The organism is Pantoea sp. EKM20T, assembly GCF_011800485.1.
In the GTDB taxonomy this organism is placed as follows: domain Bacteria; phylum Pseudomonadota; class Gammaproteobacteria; order Enterobacterales; family Enterobacteriaceae; genus Pantoea; species Pantoea agglomerans.
Genome location: NZ_JAALFW010000010.1, coordinates 44,824 through 62,654, shown reverse-complemented (window position 1 = coordinate 62,654; position 17,831 = coordinate 44,824). Strand labels below are relative to the sequence as shown.

Sequence of the window (17,831 nt, the reverse complement as noted above, 5' to 3'; positions counted from 1 at the left end):
AATGAAGGTTTTTAAATGGGTTGTGGCTTCAATGATGATGGGCGCGATTTCATTTTCTGCGATGGCAGCGAAAGAAGTCACCAAAGAAGAAGTTAAGACAATGAACCTGCAGAAGATCGGCACCGTTAACACCACGGCGGAAACCACCTCGCCAATGGATGCTAAAAAAGTGCTGTCGCAGCTCGCTGACGAAAAAGGCGGTAAATATTACCTGGTGATCGCCGGTCGCGAACACGGCAAATTCAGCGCAACGGCTGAAGTCTACAAGTAATTAACGTAGCCACATGAACTGCCAGGCATCCAGCTTAACCGGCTGGGTGCCATCAATTTTCTCTCCGCTCACCACATCCTGCAACGTATGCGCCACCGGTAATTGCGTCTCCACTGACCGTCCACTGAGATTAAACACGCACAGCAGCCCGTCGCCGCTTTCTGGCTGATGACGTCTGAGCACCAGCACGGCGTTTTCGCTCTCATAAAGCGTCATCGGATTATCCGGGTGAAACGCAGGCTGACGACGACGCAGCTGAATCAGTTGTCCGAGCCGGGTATAGACCTGCTGGCGCAGCCAGTTACCGCCCGCAAGATCTGCCTCAATCTGCTGTAAATCATACTTCTGCCGATTAATCGCCCGGTTGTGTCCGGCGGCGCGCACGCCATCGTAATGGTTACGACCACCCAGAATGCTCTGGATATAGATGGCAGGCACGCCGGGAAAGACCAGCAGAATCGCATGGGCCAGCAAAAAACGTTTCAGCCGCGTGGCGTCGTCGTCATCTTCACGGTTGAGCGCATCCAGATAGGTGACGTTGATTTCATAGGGGCTGGTGGTGCCGTCAGGGTTGTTTTTATAGGAGACCAGCGCGCCTTCCAGCGCCAGATCGCGCACCAGCGCGACAATCTCCACTTCAGACAAAATGCCGCGCGCCGGATTAAGGCCGATGCCGTCGTGTGACGCCAGAAAGTTGAAAAAGGTGGTGTCGTTGCTGCTGAGATCCAGAGCGCTCGCCCACTGCCGCAGTGCGCGCGCCGAGCCGGTGTGAATCGCATGCAGTACCAGCGGCGGCAGTGAAAACTGATAGACCATCTGCGCCTCATCGTGCCCGTTGCCCAGATAGCTGATGTTGTCCTGATGCGGCACGTTAGTCTCGGTGATAATCACCGTGCCAGGCGCAACCTGGTCGGCAATAGCGCGAAACAGCTTCACCAGCTGATGAGTCTTTTCCAGATGAATACAGCGCGTGCCGGGCGTTTTCCACATGTAGCCGACCGCATCGAGACGCACATAGTCAGCGCCGCGTTTCAGGTAGTCGAGCAGCACATTGACCATGCGCAGCAGCACCTCAGGATTGGCAAAGTTGAGGTCGATCTGGTCGGCGCTGAAGGTGGTCCAGATAAAGCGGGTTTCGCCATCCGCCATTTTAAACGGCGTCAGCAGCGGCGAGGTGCGCGGACGCGTCACGGCGCTGAGATCGGTGGCAGGCGGCATACTAATAAAGAAATCGTCCCAGCCGGGATCCTGCGCCAGGAAGTGGCTGAACCAGGCGCTGTGTGCCGACATATGGTTGCAGACAAAATCGAACATCAGCCGGGTTTCCTGATGCAGCCGCGCAATGTCCTGCCAGTCGCCGCACAGCGGATCGACCTGATGGTAATCAATCACCGAAAAGCCGTCATCGGACGACCAGGGGAAAAAGGGCAGCAGGTGAACCAGCGGAAACGTGGATTGCAGGTGCTGCTGATAGAACCGGGAAAAGGTGCTGAGCGTGGGTTTATCGGCTTCGCGAAACTGATCGGCATAGGTGATCAGCACCACATCCTGCTCATCCCAGTGTGCCTTGCGCGGCAGCTTAATGGCCTCGCGGGCGGTGGCGATGTCAGCCAGCAGGCGCGCAAAGGTCGCCTCCGGAAATGTGCCAGCATAAATCTTATCAATCAGATCGGTGATCGTTTCCATCGTGAATTGGGTGCCACAGCAGGTGTTGTTTTTATGACAGGCGTCTTTTTAGCGTAGCGCGATGGCGGGGATTTTCAACCGGGGAGAAGGGTGTGAAGAGGGGGCCAGGCAGTGGCCCCCTGAAAAGCTTAGCGTTTTTTACCGAAAGCCGCAGCCAGCGCATCACCCATCGCACTGTTACCTGCTGACGAGCTGACCGGACGCGGACGACCTTTCGCGTTGTTCTGACGTTTCTCCTCGCGCGGAGCAGCGTTTTTCGCGCCACCACGGGCATTGCCTTCGCCTGGCTGCTCATCAAGACGCATGGTCAGGGCAATACGCTTGCGCTGGAGATCGACCTCCATCACTTTCACTTTGACGATATCGCCCGCTTTCACCACCTGATGCGGATCTTCCACGAAGCGATCGGAGAGCGAAGAGATATGCACCAGGCCATCCTGATGCACGCCGATATCCACAAATGCACCGAAGTTGGTCACGTTAGTGACGGCACCTTCGAGGATCATGCCCGGCGTCAGATCGTTCAGCGTCTCTACGCCTTCAGCGAACTGTGCAGTTTTAAACTCAGGACGCGGATCGCGGCCCGGCTTCTCAAGCTCTTTCATGATGTCGGTGACGGTCGGCAGACCAAAACGTTCATCAATGAAATCGCGGGCGCTGAGATTACGCAGGCTGCCTGCGTTGCCCATCAGATCGCTCAGTGCCTGCTCGGTGGCGGCCAGGATGCGCTCCACCACCGGGTAGGCTTCCGGATGCACAGTTGAGGCATCCAGCGGGTTATCGCCATGGTTGATGCGCAGGAAGCCCGCACACTGCTCAAAGGCTTTTGGCCCAAGGCGGCTCACTTTCAGCAACTGCTGACGGTTCTGGAAGCGGCCATGCTCATCACGCCAGCCGACAATATTCTGCGCCATCATGCGCGTCAGGCCCGCCACGCGGGTCAGCAGCGGCACCGAGGCGGTGTTGAGGTCAACGCCGACGGCGTTCACGCAATCTTCTACTACCGCGTCGAGTTTCTTCGCCAGCTGGCTCTGACTGACGTCATGCTGATACTGACCCACACCGATCGATTTCGGGTCGATTTTCACCAGCTCTGCCAGCGGATCCTGCAAACGTCGGGCAATCGACACCGCGCCGCGCAGTGAAACATCGAGATCCGGGAACTCCAGCGCCGCCAGTTCAGAGGCCGAATAGACAGATGCGCCAGCTTCACTGACAATCACTTTCTGCGCCGTGACCTGCGGGAACTGCTGCTGCAGATCCAGGAAGAAGCGCTCAGTTTCACGTGAAGCGGTGCCGTTGCCAATCGCCACCAGCTCAACCTGATGCTTAATGCAGAGTGCCGCTACGGCGGCTGCGGCTTTCGCGGTCTGGCCGGTATGCGGATAGACGGTGTCGGTCGCGACGACCTTGCCGGTGGCATCGACCACCGCCACTTTGACGCCGGTGCGCAGGCCCGGATCCAGCCCCATGGTGGCGCGCATACCGGCGGGAGCGGCCATCAGCAGATCGTGCAGGTTGCGGGCAAAGACGTTAATCGCTTCATCTTCTGCGCGTTCGCGCACCGTGCCCATCAGCTCCGTTTCCAGATGCAGCATCACCTTGATGCGCCACGTCCAGCTCACCACCGCTTTACGCCAGCTGTCGGCAGGAGCGTTATTCAGGCGCAGGTTCAGGTGCTCAGCAATCAGCGTTTCGCCGTGGCTTTCACGCGGTGCTTCATCAAACTGTGGATCGGCATTCAGCGACAGTTGCAGCACGCCTTCGTTGCGGCCACGCAGCATCGCCAGCGCACGGTGCGACGGCACGCCGCTCAGCGCTTCATGGTGATCAAAGTAGTCGCGGAACTTCGCGCCCGCTTCCTCTTTGCCTTCCACCACGCGTGACACCAGATGGGCATTTTTCCACAGGTAATTACGCACCTTCGCCAGCAGCGCGGCATCTTCAGCGAAACGCTCCATCAGAATGTAGCGGGCACCATCCAGCGCGGCACGGACGTCGGCGACGCCTTTGTCGGCATCGACATACTGTTCGGCAAGCTGCTCAGGAATGTGAGACGGCTCCTGCCACAGCGTCTCCGCCAGCGGCTCCAGACCCGCTTCGATAGCGATCTGTCCACGCGTCCGGCGTTTCTGTTTGTAGGGCAGGTAGAGGTCTTCAAGCTCGGTTTTGCTGAGGGTGGTGTTGATCGCGCGGGCGAGGTCGTCAGTGAGTTTCCCCTGATCGTCAATCGACTTCAGAATCGACTGGCGTCGCTCTTCAAGTTCACGCAGATAGCTGAGGCGGGTTTCCAGCTGGCGCAACTGGGTATCATCCAGCCCGCCGGTGACCTCTTTACGATAGCGTGCGATAAACGGCACGGTATTCCCTTCATCCAGCAGGCGAACGGCGGCGTCAACTTGCTCTGGACGCGCCTGGAGCTCACTGGCAATTATCTGGCTCAGAACTTTCATCATCAGGATTGTCTTGCTTTCCGGGTTGAGAAATAGCCGACAGTTATACGGATTGATGGTTAAAATTGCCAGAGACGCGGGCGGCTTTCAGCGATAATCTGAAGGGTTATTGCGGGTAGTCAATCGCGTTGATATACCACAGTGCCGGCCCCACTGGCGTCTCGACGGTGGCGGCATCGCCGACCTCTTTTTTCAGCAGCGCCCGCGCCATGGGCGAGTCGATGGAGATGTAATCTTTGCGGCCAAAAATCTCATCGTAGCCCACAATGCGGAAGCGTTTTAGGTCGCCCTCATCGTTTTCAATTTCCACCCAGGCGCCAAAGAAGACTTTGCCATCCTGCTGGGGTGAATAGTCAACGATACGCAGCTGTTCAAGACTTTTGGTCAGATAGCGAACGCGACGGTCGATTTCACGCAGCCGTTTTTTGTTGTACTGATAATCGGCATTTTCACTGCGATCGCCAAGACTGGCAGCCCAGGTGACTTTTTTTGTCACTTCCGGTCGCTCTTCACGCCAGAGATAGTCGAGTTCTGCTTTCAGCTTATCGAAGCCTTCGCGGGTAATGAGTCGGGTTTTCATGCTATACCGGCCAGAGAGATCCAAAGAGGAACAGTGTAAGACAAAGGGGGCGCGGCAAAAAAGGGCGGGGAAAGGGTTTTTAAAGGCTAAAAACCCACGTTGACTTCCCCGGCGGCGAAAGGGTTGGTGCTGAACAACAATCTGAAGCCAGTAATCTGAAGCTGTAAAAGAAGTCGTGATACTTATTTACCGGCGTGAGTCGCCGTGGTGGTCGATGTACCGGTGCTGTGACCGTCACCGCCGCCGCCGCCCATGGTGGCCAGCGCAACGCCCAGCAGGGCGGCGACTGCGCCAACACCGATGGCGTTAGAGTTACCTTGTGCTGTGGTGGTTGCCGCTGCGCCAGCTGCTTCACCGGTGGCTGTGGCAGCATAAGCTGGAGTGACGCTGCTTAATGCCAGCGCGCTCAGCAGTAAAATTGTTTTTTTCATTGTGTGTAATCCCCGTTGAGACATCGAATGTTGCCTGAGCAGTCTGGTTGAAAACGGAGAAGGCGAAAAGTTGGCTTTACTGATTGATTTAACGGACTTTAATTTCAACTGGTCTTGCTGGTGGCACCGCTGAAACTAATCCGAGAGGAGAGTGGGGCGTTACGCAGGTTTGCTGGAATATTATGCTGCCTGGCTACTGTTGAGGTAGATTATCTGGAGCTTATCCACAGTGATGGCTGATCATTAAGTCAAATTGTCTGCTAACTTGCTGAATTCGTTCATCGAATAAAAACTGGCCCGCTTCTGACGCCAGCGATTCAGAGAAACAGAGCCGTTTTTTCAGATTTGCCGTAACAGGGGTCGGGCAGCGCCAGACGCGTTAAAACTGACCCGAAATCGCCTTAAATCAAATATAAGCTCCTGTTTAATATGCTTTGTAACAATTTTGGCTAGAATATAAACCATTAATGACTGTCACTATAAGGCATCTTTTTTTAACAATGTTGGCTCAGGCAATAGCGCCTTTGGGAGTTGAAAATGCAAGAGAACTACAAAATTCTGGTCGTCGATGATGATATGCGTCTGCGTGCACTGCTTGAACGCTATCTCACCGAGCAGGGCTTTCAGGTGCGCAGTGTCGCTAATGCCGAGCAGATGGATCGTCTGTTAACCCGTGAATCCTTTCATCTGATGGTGCTCGACCTGATGTTGCCAGGCGAGGATGGTCTCTCTATCTGCCGTCGTCTGCGCAGTCAGAGCAACCCGATGCCGATTATTATGGTGACCGCCAAGGGCGAAGAGGTGGATCGTATCGTGGGGCTGGAGATCGGCGCTGACGACTATATTCCTAAACCCTTTAACCCGCGTGAGCTGCTGGCGCGCATCCGTGCGGTGCTGCGCCGTCAGGCTAATGAACTGCCAGGCGCGCCTTCGCAGGAAGAGGCGATCATCGCCTTTGGTAAGTTCAAACTTAACCTCGGCACCCGCGAGATGTTCCGTGAAGATGAGCCGATGCCGCTGACCAGCGGTGAGTTTGCGGTGCTGAAAGCACTGGTCAGCCATCCACGTGAGCCACTGTCTCGCGATAAGCTGATGAACCTGGCGCGTGGCCGTGAATACAGCGCCATGGAACGTTCGATTGACGTCCAGATCTCCCGCCTGCGTCGCATGGTGGAAGAGGATCCTGCGCATCCGCGTTATATCCAGACCGTCTGGGGTCTGGGCTACGTCTTTGTGCCGGACGGCAGTAAAGCATGAAGCGACTGCGCTTCTCGCCTCGCAGTTCGTTTGCCCGCACCCTGCTGCTGATCGTTACCCTGCTGTTTGTCAGCCTGGTAACGACCTATCTGGTGGTGCTGAACTTCGCCATTCTTCCCAGCCTGCAACAGTTCAATAAGGTGCTCGCTTACGAAGTTCGTATGCTGATGACCGACCGGTTGCAGCTGGAAGATGGCACGCAGCTGGAAGTGCCACCGGCGTTTCGCCGGGAAATCTACCGCGAACTGGGGATCTCGCTCTACACCAATGCAGCAGCAGAGGAGAGCGGATTACGATGGGCGCAGCACTATGAATTCCTGAGCGAGCAGATGGGCCAGCAGCTTGGCGGTCCCACCGATGTGCGGGTTGAGGTTAACAAAAACTCGCCCGTCGTCTGGCTGAAAACCTGGCTGTCGCCCGATATCTGGGTACGGGTGCCGCTGACTGAGATTCATCAGGGCGACTTCTCGCCGCTGTTCCGCTACACCCTGGCGATTATGCTGCTGGCGATTGGCGGTGCCTGGCTGTTTATCCGCATCCAGAACCGCCCGCTGGTGGATCTGGAGCACGCCGCTCTGCAGGTCGGGCGCGGGATTATTCCGCCGCCGCTGCGCGAGTATGGCGCGTCAGAAGTGCGATCGGTGACCCGCGCCTTTAACCAGATGGCGGCCGGGGTGAAGCAGCTGGCGGATGACCGCACGCTCTTAATGGCGGGCGTCAGCCACGATTTGCGAACGCCGCTGACCCGTATTCGTCTCGCCACCGAGATGATGAGCGAGCAGGATGGCTACCTGGCCGAATCGATTAATAAAGATATCGAAGAGTGCAACGCCATTATCGAACAGTTCATCGACTACCTGCGTACCGGTCAGGAGATGCAGACTGAGCGCGCCGACCTTAACAGTGTGCTGGGCGAAGTGGTGGCCGCTGAAAGCGGCTATGAACGTGAGATCGAAAATGCGGTGATGCCGGAAGAGTTAATGCTGGATATCAACCCGCTGTCGATTAAACGGGCACTGGCTAACCTGGTGGTCAATGCCGCGCGATACGGTAATGGCTGGATCAGGGTCAGCAGCGGACGGGAACTGCATCGTGCCTGGTTCCAGGTGGAAGATGATGGACCTGGCATCAAGCCGGATCAGCTGGCGCATCTGTTCCAGCCCTTTGTGCGCGGCGACAGCGCCCGCAGCACCAGCGGAACCGGTCTGGGCCTGGCGATCGTGCAGCGTATTATTGATGCTCATCAGGGCTCGCTGGAGATTGGCGAGAGCGAACGCGGCGGTTTACGCATTCGTGCCTGGTTGCCGTTAGTGGAAAGCATGGCGCTGAGCCACAACAACGGCAGCAACAGCGTGTCGGGATGATAAAAACGGCGCGGCAGTTTCATTGCCGCGCCGCTTCTTTTAGCGTTGCGGGCCAGCTTTCACCAGCGCAGCACCTGCGGCGTTATCCGTGTACTTGTCGAAGTTATCAATAAAGCGCTGCGCCAGACCTTCGGCGGCGGCGGTCCACTTCTCCTCACTCTCCCAGCTACGACGCGGATCGAGCGTATCACTATCCAGTTCGCCCAGCGTAACCGGCATCTGCAGATTAAAGATCGGCAGCGTTTCCATCGGCGCATCATCCAGCTCACCCGCCAGAATGGCATTGATAATGGCGCGGGTATTCTTCAGTGAGATGCGTTTGCCGCTGCCGTTCCAGCCGGTATTGACCAGATAAGCCTGCGCACCGGACGCCTCCATCCGTTTCACCAGCACTTCCGCATACTGCGTCGGATGCAGCATCAGGAACGCCGCGCCGAAACAGGCGGAGAAGGTGGGGGTCGGCTCAGTGACGCCACGCTCGGTCCCCGCCAGTTTGGCGGTGAAACCTGACAGGAAATGATACTGCGTCTGCTCCGGCGTCAGACGTGAAACCGGCGGCAGCACGCCAAACGCATCGGCGGTCAGGAAAATCACTTTCTTCGCGTGGCCCGCTTTTGAGACCGGCTGCACGATATTGTCGATGTGATTGATCGGATAGGAGACGCGGGTGTTTTCGGTTTTGCTGCCGTCGTCGTAATCGACGCTGCCATCTTCGCGGACCACCACATTTTCCAGCAGCGCATTGCGGCGAATGGCGCGGTAGATCTCCGGCTCAGCCTGCTCAGAGAGGTTGATGGTTTTGGCGTAACAACCGCCCTCGAAGTTAAACACGCCATCATCGTCCCAGCCGTGCTCATCGTCACCGATCAGCTGGCGGTCAGGATCGGTAGAAAGTGTGGTTTTACCGGTGCCCGAGAGGCCAAAGAAGACCGCCACATCGCCCGCTTTACCCACGTTTGCTGAGCAGTGCATTGAGGCGATGCCTTTCAGCGGCAGCAGGTAGTTCATGATGGCGAACAGACCTTTCTTCATCTCGCCGCCGTACCAGGTTCCGCCAATCAGCTGCATGCGTTCAGTCAGATTGAAGGCGACAAAGTTTTCAGAGTGAAGACCCTGCGCCTGCCAGTCTGGATTGGTGCATTTGGCGCCGTTCATCACCACAAAGTCGGGAGTGAATTCGGCCAGTTCAGCGTCGTCAGGCTGGATGAACATGTTCTTCACGAAGTGTGCCTGCCAGGCCACTTCGGTGACAAAACGTACGCTCAGACGGGAATCGGCATTGGCACCACAGAACGCATCCACCACAAACAGGCGCTTGCCGGAAAGCTGGCGGGTGACGCAGCTTTTCAGCGCGTTCCAGGTCTCCTGCGACAGGGGCTGATTGTCGTTTTTGCCGGTGCCCTGGTCGTTCCACCACAGGGTATCGCGCGTGGTGTCGTCACGCACAATGTACTTATCCTTTGGCGATCGCCCGGTGAAAATCCCGGTGTCTACTGCAATCGCGCCGCTCTGCGTCAGGGTGCCACGAGCAAAACCTTCGAGGTCCGGGCGCGTCTCTTCCTGAAAAAGCGTGTCGTAATCAGGGTTGTAAACCACTTCCGTGGTATCCACGATGCCCAAAGCGGCAAGGTCTTGCGAGGTCAGGCCGTTAACGCGCATTTTACTGCTCCTTAAATCGGTGTCTGTTCTGCAAAGCAGAGATAGGTTGGGATCGTGCCACCGGCTGTTGTATCGGGTGCGGCAAATCACTGACAGTCGACTGCGCTTCGTCACGACAGCCTGCAAAGATCACCGGGCAATTCAGGGCATCTGCCTCTGACTTCCGGGCGTTTGCACGATCGCGCGCAGTTTACTCTTCTGCGTTAAGGGAAAAAGGGCAGTAATCTAAAAATGCGACTCAGGGCGCGTTAAGGCTATGTTTCGAACGTTTAAAAGATGTTATGAAAGTAAAAAAAGATAATTTGTCTGAAAAATTATGGGGATAGGCATGGGCGGCGGGGAAGGGGCGGCAGAAGCCGCCCGATAAATCAGTGAAGCTGGTTATTATTCTCAAGGGAGTGGCTGCGAATACCGGCGATATCGACGGCGTCAAACACGTAGTTTGAGCCGCAATAGTCGCAGTGCATGTCGATTTTGCCATCTTCCGCGATGATCTCATCCACCTCTTCCTGCGGCAGCGTGGTCAGTACTTCGCCACAGCGCTCACGCGAGCAGGTGCATTTGTAGATCACCGGCTGCGGATCGTAGAGGGTGACCTCTTCCTGATGGTAGAGACGCCACAGCGCTTCATTCGCAGGCAGATCGATCAGCTCTTCCGTTTTAATGGTTTCGGTCAGCGTTGCCAGATGGTCGAAAACCTCTTTCTCCGTATCCTGCGCAGGCATCACCTGCAGCAGAATACCCGCGGCGCCTTTGTCGCTGGTGCGGATAAACAGCCGCGTTGGCAGCTGCTCTGAGCGCATGAAGTAATCTTCCAGGCACTCCGCCAGGGTTTCACCTTCCAGTCCCACTACACCCTGATAACGTTCGCCCTTTTCAGGGGAAATGGTGATTACCAGATAGCCATTGCCCACCATGCTTTTCAGAGTACTGTCGTCCGGGATGTCGCCTTTGATACGCGCTACGCCGCGCAGTTCCTGGTTGTTGTTACCGTTGATCACCGCCAGCGACAGCGGACCGTCACCCTGCAATTGCACGGTGATTTCGCCATCAAACTTCAGCGTGGCAGTCAGCAGGCTGGTGGCGACCAGCATCTCACCCAGCAGCGTTTTAACCGGTGCCGGATAATCATGGTTCTTTACGGTTTCACGCCAGGTGTCAGAGACGTTCACCAGCTCGCCGCGCACGGCGGCATTTTCAAACAGATAACGGTGCAGTTGATCCTGGGCTGACATATTTTTTCTCTCACTGGTACGGGGCGATGGCGCGTCAGCTAAGACGGCGTTATTCATCGCCCGATAATTTAAACTTCATCAAATCGCGACGCTCTTTTTTGTCAGGTCGCCGATCGGGATGGGGCATAGTCAGCGCATTCATTTTGCGCGCCTGCGCCATTTTTTCGCGTTTTTCAATGCTGGCATCGGTTTCGCGATAGAGCTGCTGGGCCTCGCTGGCCGGACGGCGCTGAGCGCTGATGTCCGCCACCACTACGGTGCGTTCATCGTTGCCCTGACGCAGTGTCAGTTCCGCATTCAGCTCTACCACCTTGCCGGGTTTGCTGCGCTGGCCGTTGTAATGCACTTTGCCGCCTTCAATCATCTCCCGCGCAATCGCCCGGGTTTTGTAAAAGCGCGCGGCCCACAGCCACTTGTCGAGGCGTACCTCTTCGCTGCTTTTCTCTTTCTTCATTGCTGCTCCTGACTCAGATCAGCGTCCGGTAGTCGCCGGTGGCGCGATGACGCTGAAAGATTTGCTCAGGACGACCCGAATCGGGGTTCTTTACGCCTAAGCACTCGCCGATGCCCCATGACGCCGCAGCATCCAGAATCACTTCGCTATCATCGATAAACAGCGTGCGCGGCGCAGAAAAGCCGGTGTGCTGTTGTACCGCCTGCCATAAACGTTGGTCTTCTTTCGGATACCCAAAGGTATGGGTGGAAAGTAATAAATCAAGGTGCGGCGCTAAACCTGTCTGCGCCAGTTTGACGTCCAGATTGTAAGGATGCGCGTTGGTCAGCAGGATAGTGGACTTGCCCGCGCGGCGCAGAGCCTGCAAAAAAGGCAGCGTATCGTCACGCAGCGCAATGCGGCTGCGCATCGCCCAGGTCATGGCACGGATGTCCAGCGCCAGCGCTTCTGCCCAGTAATCCAGACAATACCAGTTTAGCGTATGGGCGACGGCCTGATACTTTTCCGCGATGATCGCTTCGGCTTCCGCCCGGGTGATGCCGCGTTGCTGACTGAGTTGTTCAGGCACATGCTCCAGCCAGAAGTGGCGATCAAACGCCAAATCCAGCAGCGTGCCATCCATGTCGAGCAGCACGGTATCAATCTCAGACCAGTTGAGCATGCGTATGTTTCACCCTGTAAAAAAACCGGGCGACAGGGTAGCACAGAAGGGCAGGGCTCAGAATATCGGGCGCACGCTCTGCAAAGTGCCGAGGTTATGATTGAAGCACTTGTCGTAATAGTGCTGGATATCGATCATGCGCTGGCGATTAAGGTGCATACGGCGCAGCGCCAGTAACCCATTGATCCCACCGCAGGTTAACAGCACCAGCAGCAGCAATACGGTGCCGAGATAGCGCCACTGCGCCATGGCATCCGGTTCATTATGCAGCACGATGTGACGCGTGCCGTTGGCATCCGTTGAAATGCTGGTGATGATGCCGCTGGCGCTGAAAGGCGTATGCAGCAGCATGGCGGAGATACGTTGCAGTTCGCGCCACTGAGAGGGCGGATCGAGATCAAACAGCGACACGGTTGGCTGAGGCTGATTCACCAGCTGGCGACCCTCGTCGCTGACGATCAGAAAACCCCCTGGCGGCGGGCTGTTAAGATTTTCCGCTGCACGACGGGTTTCGCGGAAAAAGAAGGTCGAGGTGGCGGTATTGACCAGGTTTTCCAGGGCTTCAGCACTGACCGGCCGCAGCAGCACATTCATGCCGTTTAGCTGGCCGGAATCTGCGCGACGCATCAGCGCTTCCCAGTCTTTGGCATTGCCCAGGTTCACCAGCGCATTTTTCAGGCGCATACAATCCTGTGGCTGATTACAGAGATCCTGCGTTTTCATCACCAGATCGGAGAAGTCATCCAGCAGGATCATGCCGGACTTCTGAATCGCGGAGGCCAGCTGCGGATTCAGTTTAGGATCGGTATTGGTTTCCGGATGCAGCTGCTTTGTGGTGGTCTCCAGCAGAGCAGCGGCTTTATCAATAATGTCCGATTGTGGCTGCGGCAACGGCGTGGCGTTATTCCAGTAGACCGCCGAGCAGTCGAACGGCATGAAGGCGTAACTTCGGTTGCTCTGATAGTTGTCCGGCACCGAACACATGCCGGTACCGCTCACTTTGAGGTTGTCGCCAATATTCAGGGGCACGCTGCTGAGTTTATCGACGCTGCTGACCTCCAGGCTGTCGGTGCCCCTGGCCCAGGCCAGACTGAGTTTGATCGGCATGCCGAGCGGGATCCAGGTGACCAGCATGGTCAGCACCATCAGTGAACCACAGGCCAGCACCACGTTTTTCCGCCAGCGCTGAATAGGGAAGTTTCTGACTTCATCCTGTAGCGACAGGAAGCGACCCTGACGCACCACCTGACGGTTAAGGTAGATCTCCACATCCGTCACCTGTCCGAGATCGTGCGCGACATAAGGCTGCCAGTGTGATGGATAGGCGAGGTCAATAATCCCCAGTGTGATATTGCTCTGCTCCTGGTTCGATTCGCTGAACAGGCCCCAGCGCTTTGGCGCGCCGCGCAGGCAGTGTATGTCACGCAGGCCGCGCTCACCCGGAATGCGGTAGAGCAGCCACAGGCTGGCGGCAATCATGACTGCACCCGTCAGCACCAGCCAGATCATCAGCGTTGCGGGGACTAACAGGCTGAAGAAGAAGAGTAAGAAGGCAAGAGAGATGATCACCGCTTCACGCGTGCCATCTGGCCGCGACAGACGATACTCTTCCGGCGTCTCTTTGCGCACCTGCAGCAGTTCGACGTTTTCCGTTTCCGCTTTGCGGATAGAGGCGTTGGTCGACACCGGACGCATCAGCGTCGGCAGCGATTGCTGATCCACGGCGTAATCCACCAGCGAGTGGCCGTTCAGCGAGATCACCAGCGGAATAGATTGGGTGCGGATTAACTCAACGTAGTTTTCGTCGGCGATGTACTGTTCCCAAAGCGGCGGCAGATGAACTTCAACTTCATCTAGGTAGTAGCGCCATTTATGGGGATCGTCCGTGGAGAGTCCGTAGCGGGTAATCGCACGGGTAACGGGGTAGACATTGTTGCTTTGTGCCGTCAGCGTCAGACGTTCGGACGCGCTGCGCTTATCGGTCGTCACCGCGGTACGGGGCTGCTTTTCCAGCGCGGCGACATACTTATCAACCGCCTCACGCTCCTGAGCAGAGAGTTTACGGCAGGGCGGACTGATAAATGGCAGAGGTTTCGCCAACGGCGGACGATGCCGCATAGCGTACCAGAACCCAATGCCTGCCAGGATTGAACAGGTCAGCACTATGGCCAGGATCATCAAGATTGTGCTCATGCTCTGCTCAATTCAGCCAAAATGCTGCCTTCACTTTAAACTTTCGCTTTCGGTTATGCTCACTATAAAAGAGGCATTCCGGAAGATTATATAACCCTGAGGAGTCAGACACCCGATGAAATAGTGCCAGCGTATATCTGATTAGCATTTGTTAAACCCTGCCTTGTCCGAATGGTAACCGGCTCAGACTGGATTAAATATCGGTATTATCTGAAACTTATCGCAGCATATTGACTAATGCAAATTTAGTCTTAACTGATAACCAAAGGCTGTTATTCAATCGATGTAATCTGTGTAACGATAACGTGATTGTCTGACTGTCGCACAATTGCCTGTGGTTAGGTATGCTAATTCGCTCCAGATAGCCGGCGCAAAATAATTTGAGGCTGATATGAAAATTCCAAAAAAACCTGACATCCTCAATATCACCGCCGTGGCACGTTCACGGTTATTCACCATTGAATCGGTCGATCTGACTTTCAGCAATGGTGCGCATCGCGTTTATGAGCGGATGAAGCCCTCAGAACGTGAAGCGGTGATGATTGTGCCGATTATTGATGACCATCTGATCCTGATTCAGGAGTATGCCGTCGGACTGGAAACCTATGAGCTTGGTTTCCCCAAGGGGCTGATCGATTCAGGTGAAAACGTGAATGAAGCGGCAGTTCGCGAACTGAAAGAAGAGGTCGGTTTTGGTGCTGACCAACTGACAACGCTGGGCAAACTCACCATGGCGCCCTCCTACTTTTCCAGCAAAATGAACATTGTGGTGGCGGAAGGTCTCTACGCTGAAAAGCTGGAAGGCGATGAGCCGGAGCCGCTGATTGTCCACCGCTGGCCGCTGAGCGATATGATGTCGCTGCTGGATGAACCCGATTTCCGCGAGGCACGTAATGTCAGTGCGCTGTTTATGGCGCGCGAATGGCTGGTGAAGCAGGGACGGCTGAGTTACTGAATATCATCTGTGACTGAATAAAAAAGGCCGACTGACGTCGGCCTTTTTTACAGTGCGGTTTCGTGGGTCACATCAGAACAGCTCGTGACTCTCACCGTTATCCATAATGGTGGTACCCACATCATGAACCGAATATTCGGTTGGCTGGGTGCCATTGATGAAGTACTCCTGACGGGTGTTACCCCCTCCATTTGCCAGCTTGCCGGTGCTGCGATCGATCGTCACCGTGACCACGCCATCCGGCGGTGTTAACGGCTGCACCGGTACACCATCCAGCGCACTCTTCATGTACTCATCCCATGCCGGTTGCGCGCTCTTGGCACCGCCTTCATAGCCCGAAATCTGATCGGGAATGGCGCCGGAGAGCGTGCTGCGGCCCAGATTGCGGCGCGCATCATCAAAGCCGATCCAGACTGAGGTGACCACTCCAGGGCCGTAACCCGAGAACCAGGCATCTTTCGAGCTGTTAGTGGTACCGGTTTTACCGCCGATATCATTACGCTTGAGGTCACGCCCGGCACGCCAGCCTGTTCCCATCCAGCCCGGTTCGCCAAAGATGTTACTGTTCAGCGCGCTCTTGATCAGGAAGGTGAGCGGGGTGTTGATCACGTGCGGTGCATATTGCTGCTCACCCTGTTGTGCCTGAGCGGGAACCTGCTCCAGTTCAGGCTGAGGAACGGCCTGATTCTGGTTGTTATTAGAGGCTGCAACGTTCTCGACGCTCTCTTCATTCAGGGCCAGCGCTTTTTTGGTCTCGCCATAGATCACCGGCAGATTGCACTGCGGGCAGGCGATCTTCGGTTTCTCTTCAAATACGAGGCCGCCCTGTTCGTTCTCAATCCGGGTGATGAAGTAAGGATCGACCAGGAAGCCGCCATTCGCCATCACGGAGTAGCCGCGCACCACCTGTAACGGGGTAAACGAGGCCGCACCTAATGCCAGCGATTCGGTGTGAACAATGTTCTGAGCCGGGAAACCAAAGCGCTGCAGATACTCAGCGGCGTAATCCACGCCCATCGCACGCATCGCACGCACCATCACCACGTTTTTCGACTGGCCTAAACCCTGACGCAGACGAATCGGACCATCGTAAGTTGGCGGGGAGTTCTTGGGACGCCAGTCAGCACCTGCACCCGCATCCCAGCGTGAAATCGGCACATCGTTAAGGATTGAGGCGAGCGTCAGCCCGCGATCCATTGCGGCGGTATAGAGGAAAGGCTTGATGTTAGAGCCGACCTGACGCAGCGCCTGGGTCGCACGGTTAAACATGCTCTGGTTAAAGGCAAAGCCGCCTACCAGCGCGCGCACCGCACCATCATTCGGATCCAGCGAGACCAGCGCCGAGTTCACATCCGGCACCTGGCCCAGCCACCACTCATCACCCACTTTGCGCACCCAGATCTGCTGGCCTGCCTGCAATACCTGCGTCACGCTTTTCGGCGTCGGGCCCTGCACGGTGTCAGACTTATAAGGACGCGCCCAGCGCACACCGGCTAATGCCAGCGACACATTGCTGCCATCTTTCAGCATCACCGTCGCTTCATCGCTGCGCGCTTCGGTTACGACTGCCGGATTGAGCGGACCATAGACCGGCAGCGTCTTCAGCGCTTTCTCAATCTTCGTCTGATCCCAGGCCGGTTCACCCACTTTCCACAGCACGCTGGTCGGGCCGCGATAGCCATGACGCATATCGTAGGCCATGACGTTATTGCGAACTGAGGTCTGCGCGGCTTCCTGCAGGCGACGGGTCACGGTGGTGTAGACCTTGTAACCGTCGGTGTAGGCATTCTCGCCGTAGCGTTTCACCATCTCCTGACGCACCATCTCGCTGAGATAGGGGGCAGAGAAAGCGATTTCCGGGCCGTGATACTTCGCGACCAGCGGCGTATTACGCGCCTCATCATACTGCTGCTGCGTGATGTAATGCTGATCCAGCATACGCGCCAGCACCACGTTGCGGCGCGACAGGGCACGACTCGGCGAGTAAAGCGGGTTAAAGGTGGAAGGGGCTTTCGGCAGACCGGCAATCATCGCCATCTCACTCAGCGACAGCTGGTCAACCGGCTTACCAAAATAGACCTGTGAGGCTGCGCCGACGCCATAAGCACGGTAGCCGAGGTAGATCTTATTCAGGTAGAGCTCAAGGATTTCATCTTTGTTCAGCAACTGCTCAATGCGGATCGCCAGGAACGCTTCCTTTATTTTACGCATCAGGGTGCGTTCCGGGCTCAGGAAGAAGTTACGGGCCAGCTGCTGAGTGATAGTACTGGCACCCTGCGAGGCGTGACCGGAGACCAGCGCAACGCTGGCCGCACGGAAAATACCCACCGGATCAACACCATGGTGCTCATAAAAACGGCTATCTTCGGTCGCAATAAACGCTTTCACCATCACAGGTGGCACTTGCTGCAGGGTCAAAGGAATACGGCGCATTTCGCCATACTGGGCGATCAGATCGCCATCGGCGCTGTAAACCTGCATAGGGGTTTGCAGACGCACATCTTTCAGCGTGTTTACGTCGGGCAGCTGTGGCTCTATGTATTTGTATAAACCATAAATCGAGCCAGCTCCCAACAGGATGCAACACACTGCAAGGATCAATAAATACTTTACGAACTTCACCTGGAATTTC

Annotated in this window: 14 protein-coding genes; 4 read left to right on the top strand and 10 right to left on the bottom strand. The window is 56.2% G+C overall.

Going from position 1 to position 17,831, the window contains the following annotated elements:
* The first annotated feature begins 1 nt into the window (after position 1).
* Positions 2–271 (top strand): YdgH/BhsA/McbA-like domain containing protein, encoded by a 270-nt coding sequence (locus tag HFD94_RS16990; RefSeq protein WP_010253187.1) that lies wholly within the window; start codon positions 2–4, stop codon positions 269–271.
* Here the strand turns inward: HFD94_RS16990 and HFD94_RS16985 are convergent, their stop codons facing one another.
* From HFD94_RS16985 to yjbE, 4 genes are all read right to left on the bottom strand, one after another.
* Positions 272–1,957, bottom strand: a complete 1,686-nt coding sequence (locus HFD94_RS16985; RefSeq protein ID WP_022624034.1) for an alpha-amylase family glycosyl hydrolase — start codon at positions 1,955–1,957, stop codon at positions 272–274.
* A gap of 128 nt (positions 1,958–2,085) precedes the next feature.
* Positions 2,086–4,413, bottom strand: a complete 2,328-nt coding sequence (locus HFD94_RS16980) for a Tex family protein (protein ID WP_050680521.1) — start codon at positions 4,411–4,413, stop codon at positions 2,086–2,088.
* Positions 4,414–4,516: 103 nt separating this feature from the next.
* Positions 4,517–4,990, bottom strand: coding sequence for a transcription elongation factor GreB (gene greB, locus HFD94_RS16975; protein ID WP_010253180.1), 474 nt, complete (start codon positions 4,988–4,990; stop codon positions 4,517–4,519).
* A gap of 182 nt (positions 4,991–5,172) precedes the next feature.
* Positions 5,173–5,421 (bottom strand): exopolysaccharide production protein YjbE, encoded by a 249-nt coding sequence (gene yjbE, locus HFD94_RS16970; RefSeq protein WP_010253177.1) that lies wholly within the window; start codon positions 5,419–5,421, stop codon positions 5,173–5,175.
* Positions 5,422–5,958: 537 nt separating this feature from the next.
* Here yjbE and ompR point away from each other — a divergent pair.
* Together ompR and envZ are read left to right on the top strand one after the other, a co-directional pair.
* The gene (ompR, locus tag HFD94_RS16965; RefSeq protein ID WP_003853014.1) at positions 5,959–6,678 is read left to right on the top strand and encodes a two-component system response regulator OmpR; all 720 of its coding nucleotides are present in this window, start codon (positions 5,959–5,961) and stop codon (positions 6,676–6,678) included.
* The gene (envZ, locus tag HFD94_RS16960; protein WP_010253168.1) at positions 6,675–8,042 is read left to right on the top strand and encodes a two-component system sensor histidine kinase EnvZ; all 1,368 of its coding nucleotides are present in this window, start codon (positions 6,675–6,677) and stop codon (positions 8,040–8,042) included. The genes ompR and envZ overlap by 4 nt, the downstream gene beginning before the upstream one ends.
* A gap of 39 nt (positions 8,043–8,081) precedes the next feature.
* Here envZ and pckA read toward each other — a convergent pair whose 3' ends face one another.
* The 5 genes from pckA to HFD94_RS16935 form a co-directional block, all read right to left on the bottom strand.
* The gene (gene pckA, locus HFD94_RS16955; RefSeq protein WP_010253165.1) at positions 8,082–9,701 is read right to left on the bottom strand and encodes a phosphoenolpyruvate carboxykinase (ATP); all 1,620 of its coding nucleotides are present in this window, start codon (positions 9,699–9,701) and stop codon (positions 8,082–8,084) included.
* Between the two features lie 368 nt (positions 9,702–10,069).
* Positions 10,070–10,936 carry an Hsp33 family molecular chaperone HslO gene (gene hslO / locus HFD94_RS16950; RefSeq protein ID WP_010671560.1) on the bottom strand — a complete coding sequence of 289 codons (867 nt, stop codon included), beginning with the start codon at positions 10,934–10,936 and terminating at the stop codon, positions 10,070–10,072.
* A 49-nt stretch (positions 10,937–10,985) separates the two neighbouring features.
* Positions 10,986–11,390, bottom strand: coding sequence for a ribosome-associated heat shock protein Hsp15 (hslR, locus tag HFD94_RS16945; protein WP_010253159.1), 405 nt, complete (start codon positions 11,388–11,390; stop codon positions 10,986–10,988).
* A 13-nt stretch (positions 11,391–11,403) separates the two neighbouring features.
* Complete coding sequence (gene yrfG / locus HFD94_RS16940) at positions 11,404–12,051, bottom strand: GMP/IMP nucleotidase (protein WP_022624036.1); 648 nt, start codon at positions 12,049–12,051, stop codon at positions 11,404–11,406.
* A 57-nt stretch (positions 12,052–12,108) separates the two neighbouring features.
* On the bottom strand, positions 12,109–14,244 hold the full coding sequence (locus tag HFD94_RS16935) for an intracellular growth attenuator family protein (protein ID WP_122889865.1): 2,136 nt from the start codon (positions 14,242–14,244) through the stop codon (positions 12,109–12,111).
* A gap of 391 nt (positions 14,245–14,635) precedes the next feature.
* Between HFD94_RS16935 and nudE the strand changes: the two genes are divergently transcribed.
* Positions 14,636–15,199, top strand: a complete 564-nt coding sequence (nudE, locus tag HFD94_RS16930) for an ADP compounds hydrolase NudE (protein WP_122889866.1) — start codon at positions 14,636–14,638, stop codon at positions 15,197–15,199.
* A gap of 72 nt (positions 15,200–15,271) precedes the next feature.
* On the opposite strand, the gene mrcA is transcribed toward nudE, so the two are convergent.
* The gene (gene mrcA, locus HFD94_RS16925) at positions 15,272–17,821 is read right to left on the bottom strand and encodes a peptidoglycan glycosyltransferase/peptidoglycan DD-transpeptidase MrcA (RefSeq protein WP_022624040.1); all 2,550 of its coding nucleotides are present in this window, start codon (positions 17,819–17,821) and stop codon (positions 15,272–15,274) included.
* Positions 17,822–17,831 lie beyond the last annotated feature (10 nt).

Bases quoted from the DNA above. Each gene is read 5' to 3' on its own strand.
- pckA (WP_010253165.1), bottom strand. From the start codon at position 9,701: ATGCGCGTTAACGGCCTGACCTCGCAAGACCTTGCCGCTTTGGGCATC.
- greB (WP_010253180.1), bottom strand. From the start codon at position 4,990: ATGAAAACCCGACTCATTACCCGCGAAGGCTTCGATAAGCTGAAAGCA.
- ompR (WP_003853014.1), top strand. From the start codon at position 5,959: ATGCAAGAGAACTACAAAATTCTGGTCGTCGATGATGATATGCGTCTG.
- HFD94_RS16980 (WP_050680521.1), bottom strand. From the start codon at position 4,413: ATGATGAAAGTTCTGAGCCAGATAATTGCCAGTGAGCTCCAGGCGCGT.
- yjbE (WP_010253177.1), bottom strand. From the start codon at position 5,421: ATGAAAAAAACAATTTTACTGCTGAGCGCGCTGGCATTAAGCAGCGTC.
- hslO (WP_010671560.1), bottom strand. From the start codon at position 10,936: ATGTCAGCCCAGGATCAACTGCACCGTTATCTGTTTGAAAATGCCGCC.
- nudE (WP_122889866.1), top strand. From the start codon at position 14,636: ATGAAAATTCCAAAAAAACCTGACATCCTCAATATCACCGCCGTGGCA.
- hslR (WP_010253159.1), bottom strand. From the start codon at position 11,390: ATGAAGAAAGAGAAAAGCAGCGAAGAGGTACGCCTCGACAAGTGGCTG.
- HFD94_RS16935 (WP_122889865.1), bottom strand. From the start codon at position 14,244: ATGAGCACAATCTTGATGATCCTGGCCATAGTGCTGACCTGTTCAATC.
- HFD94_RS16990 (WP_010253187.1), top strand. From the start codon at position 2: ATGAAGGTTTTTAAATGGGTTGTGGCTTCAATGATGATGGGCGCGATT.
- envZ (WP_010253168.1), top strand. From the start codon at position 6,675: ATGAAGCGACTGCGCTTCTCGCCTCGCAGTTCGTTTGCCCGCACCCTG.
- yrfG (WP_022624036.1), bottom strand. From the start codon at position 12,051: ATGCTCAACTGGTCTGAGATTGATACCGTGCTGCTCGACATGGATGGC.
- HFD94_RS16985 (WP_022624034.1), bottom strand. From the start codon at position 1,957: ATGGAAACGATCACCGATCTGATTGATAAGATTTATGCTGGCACATTT.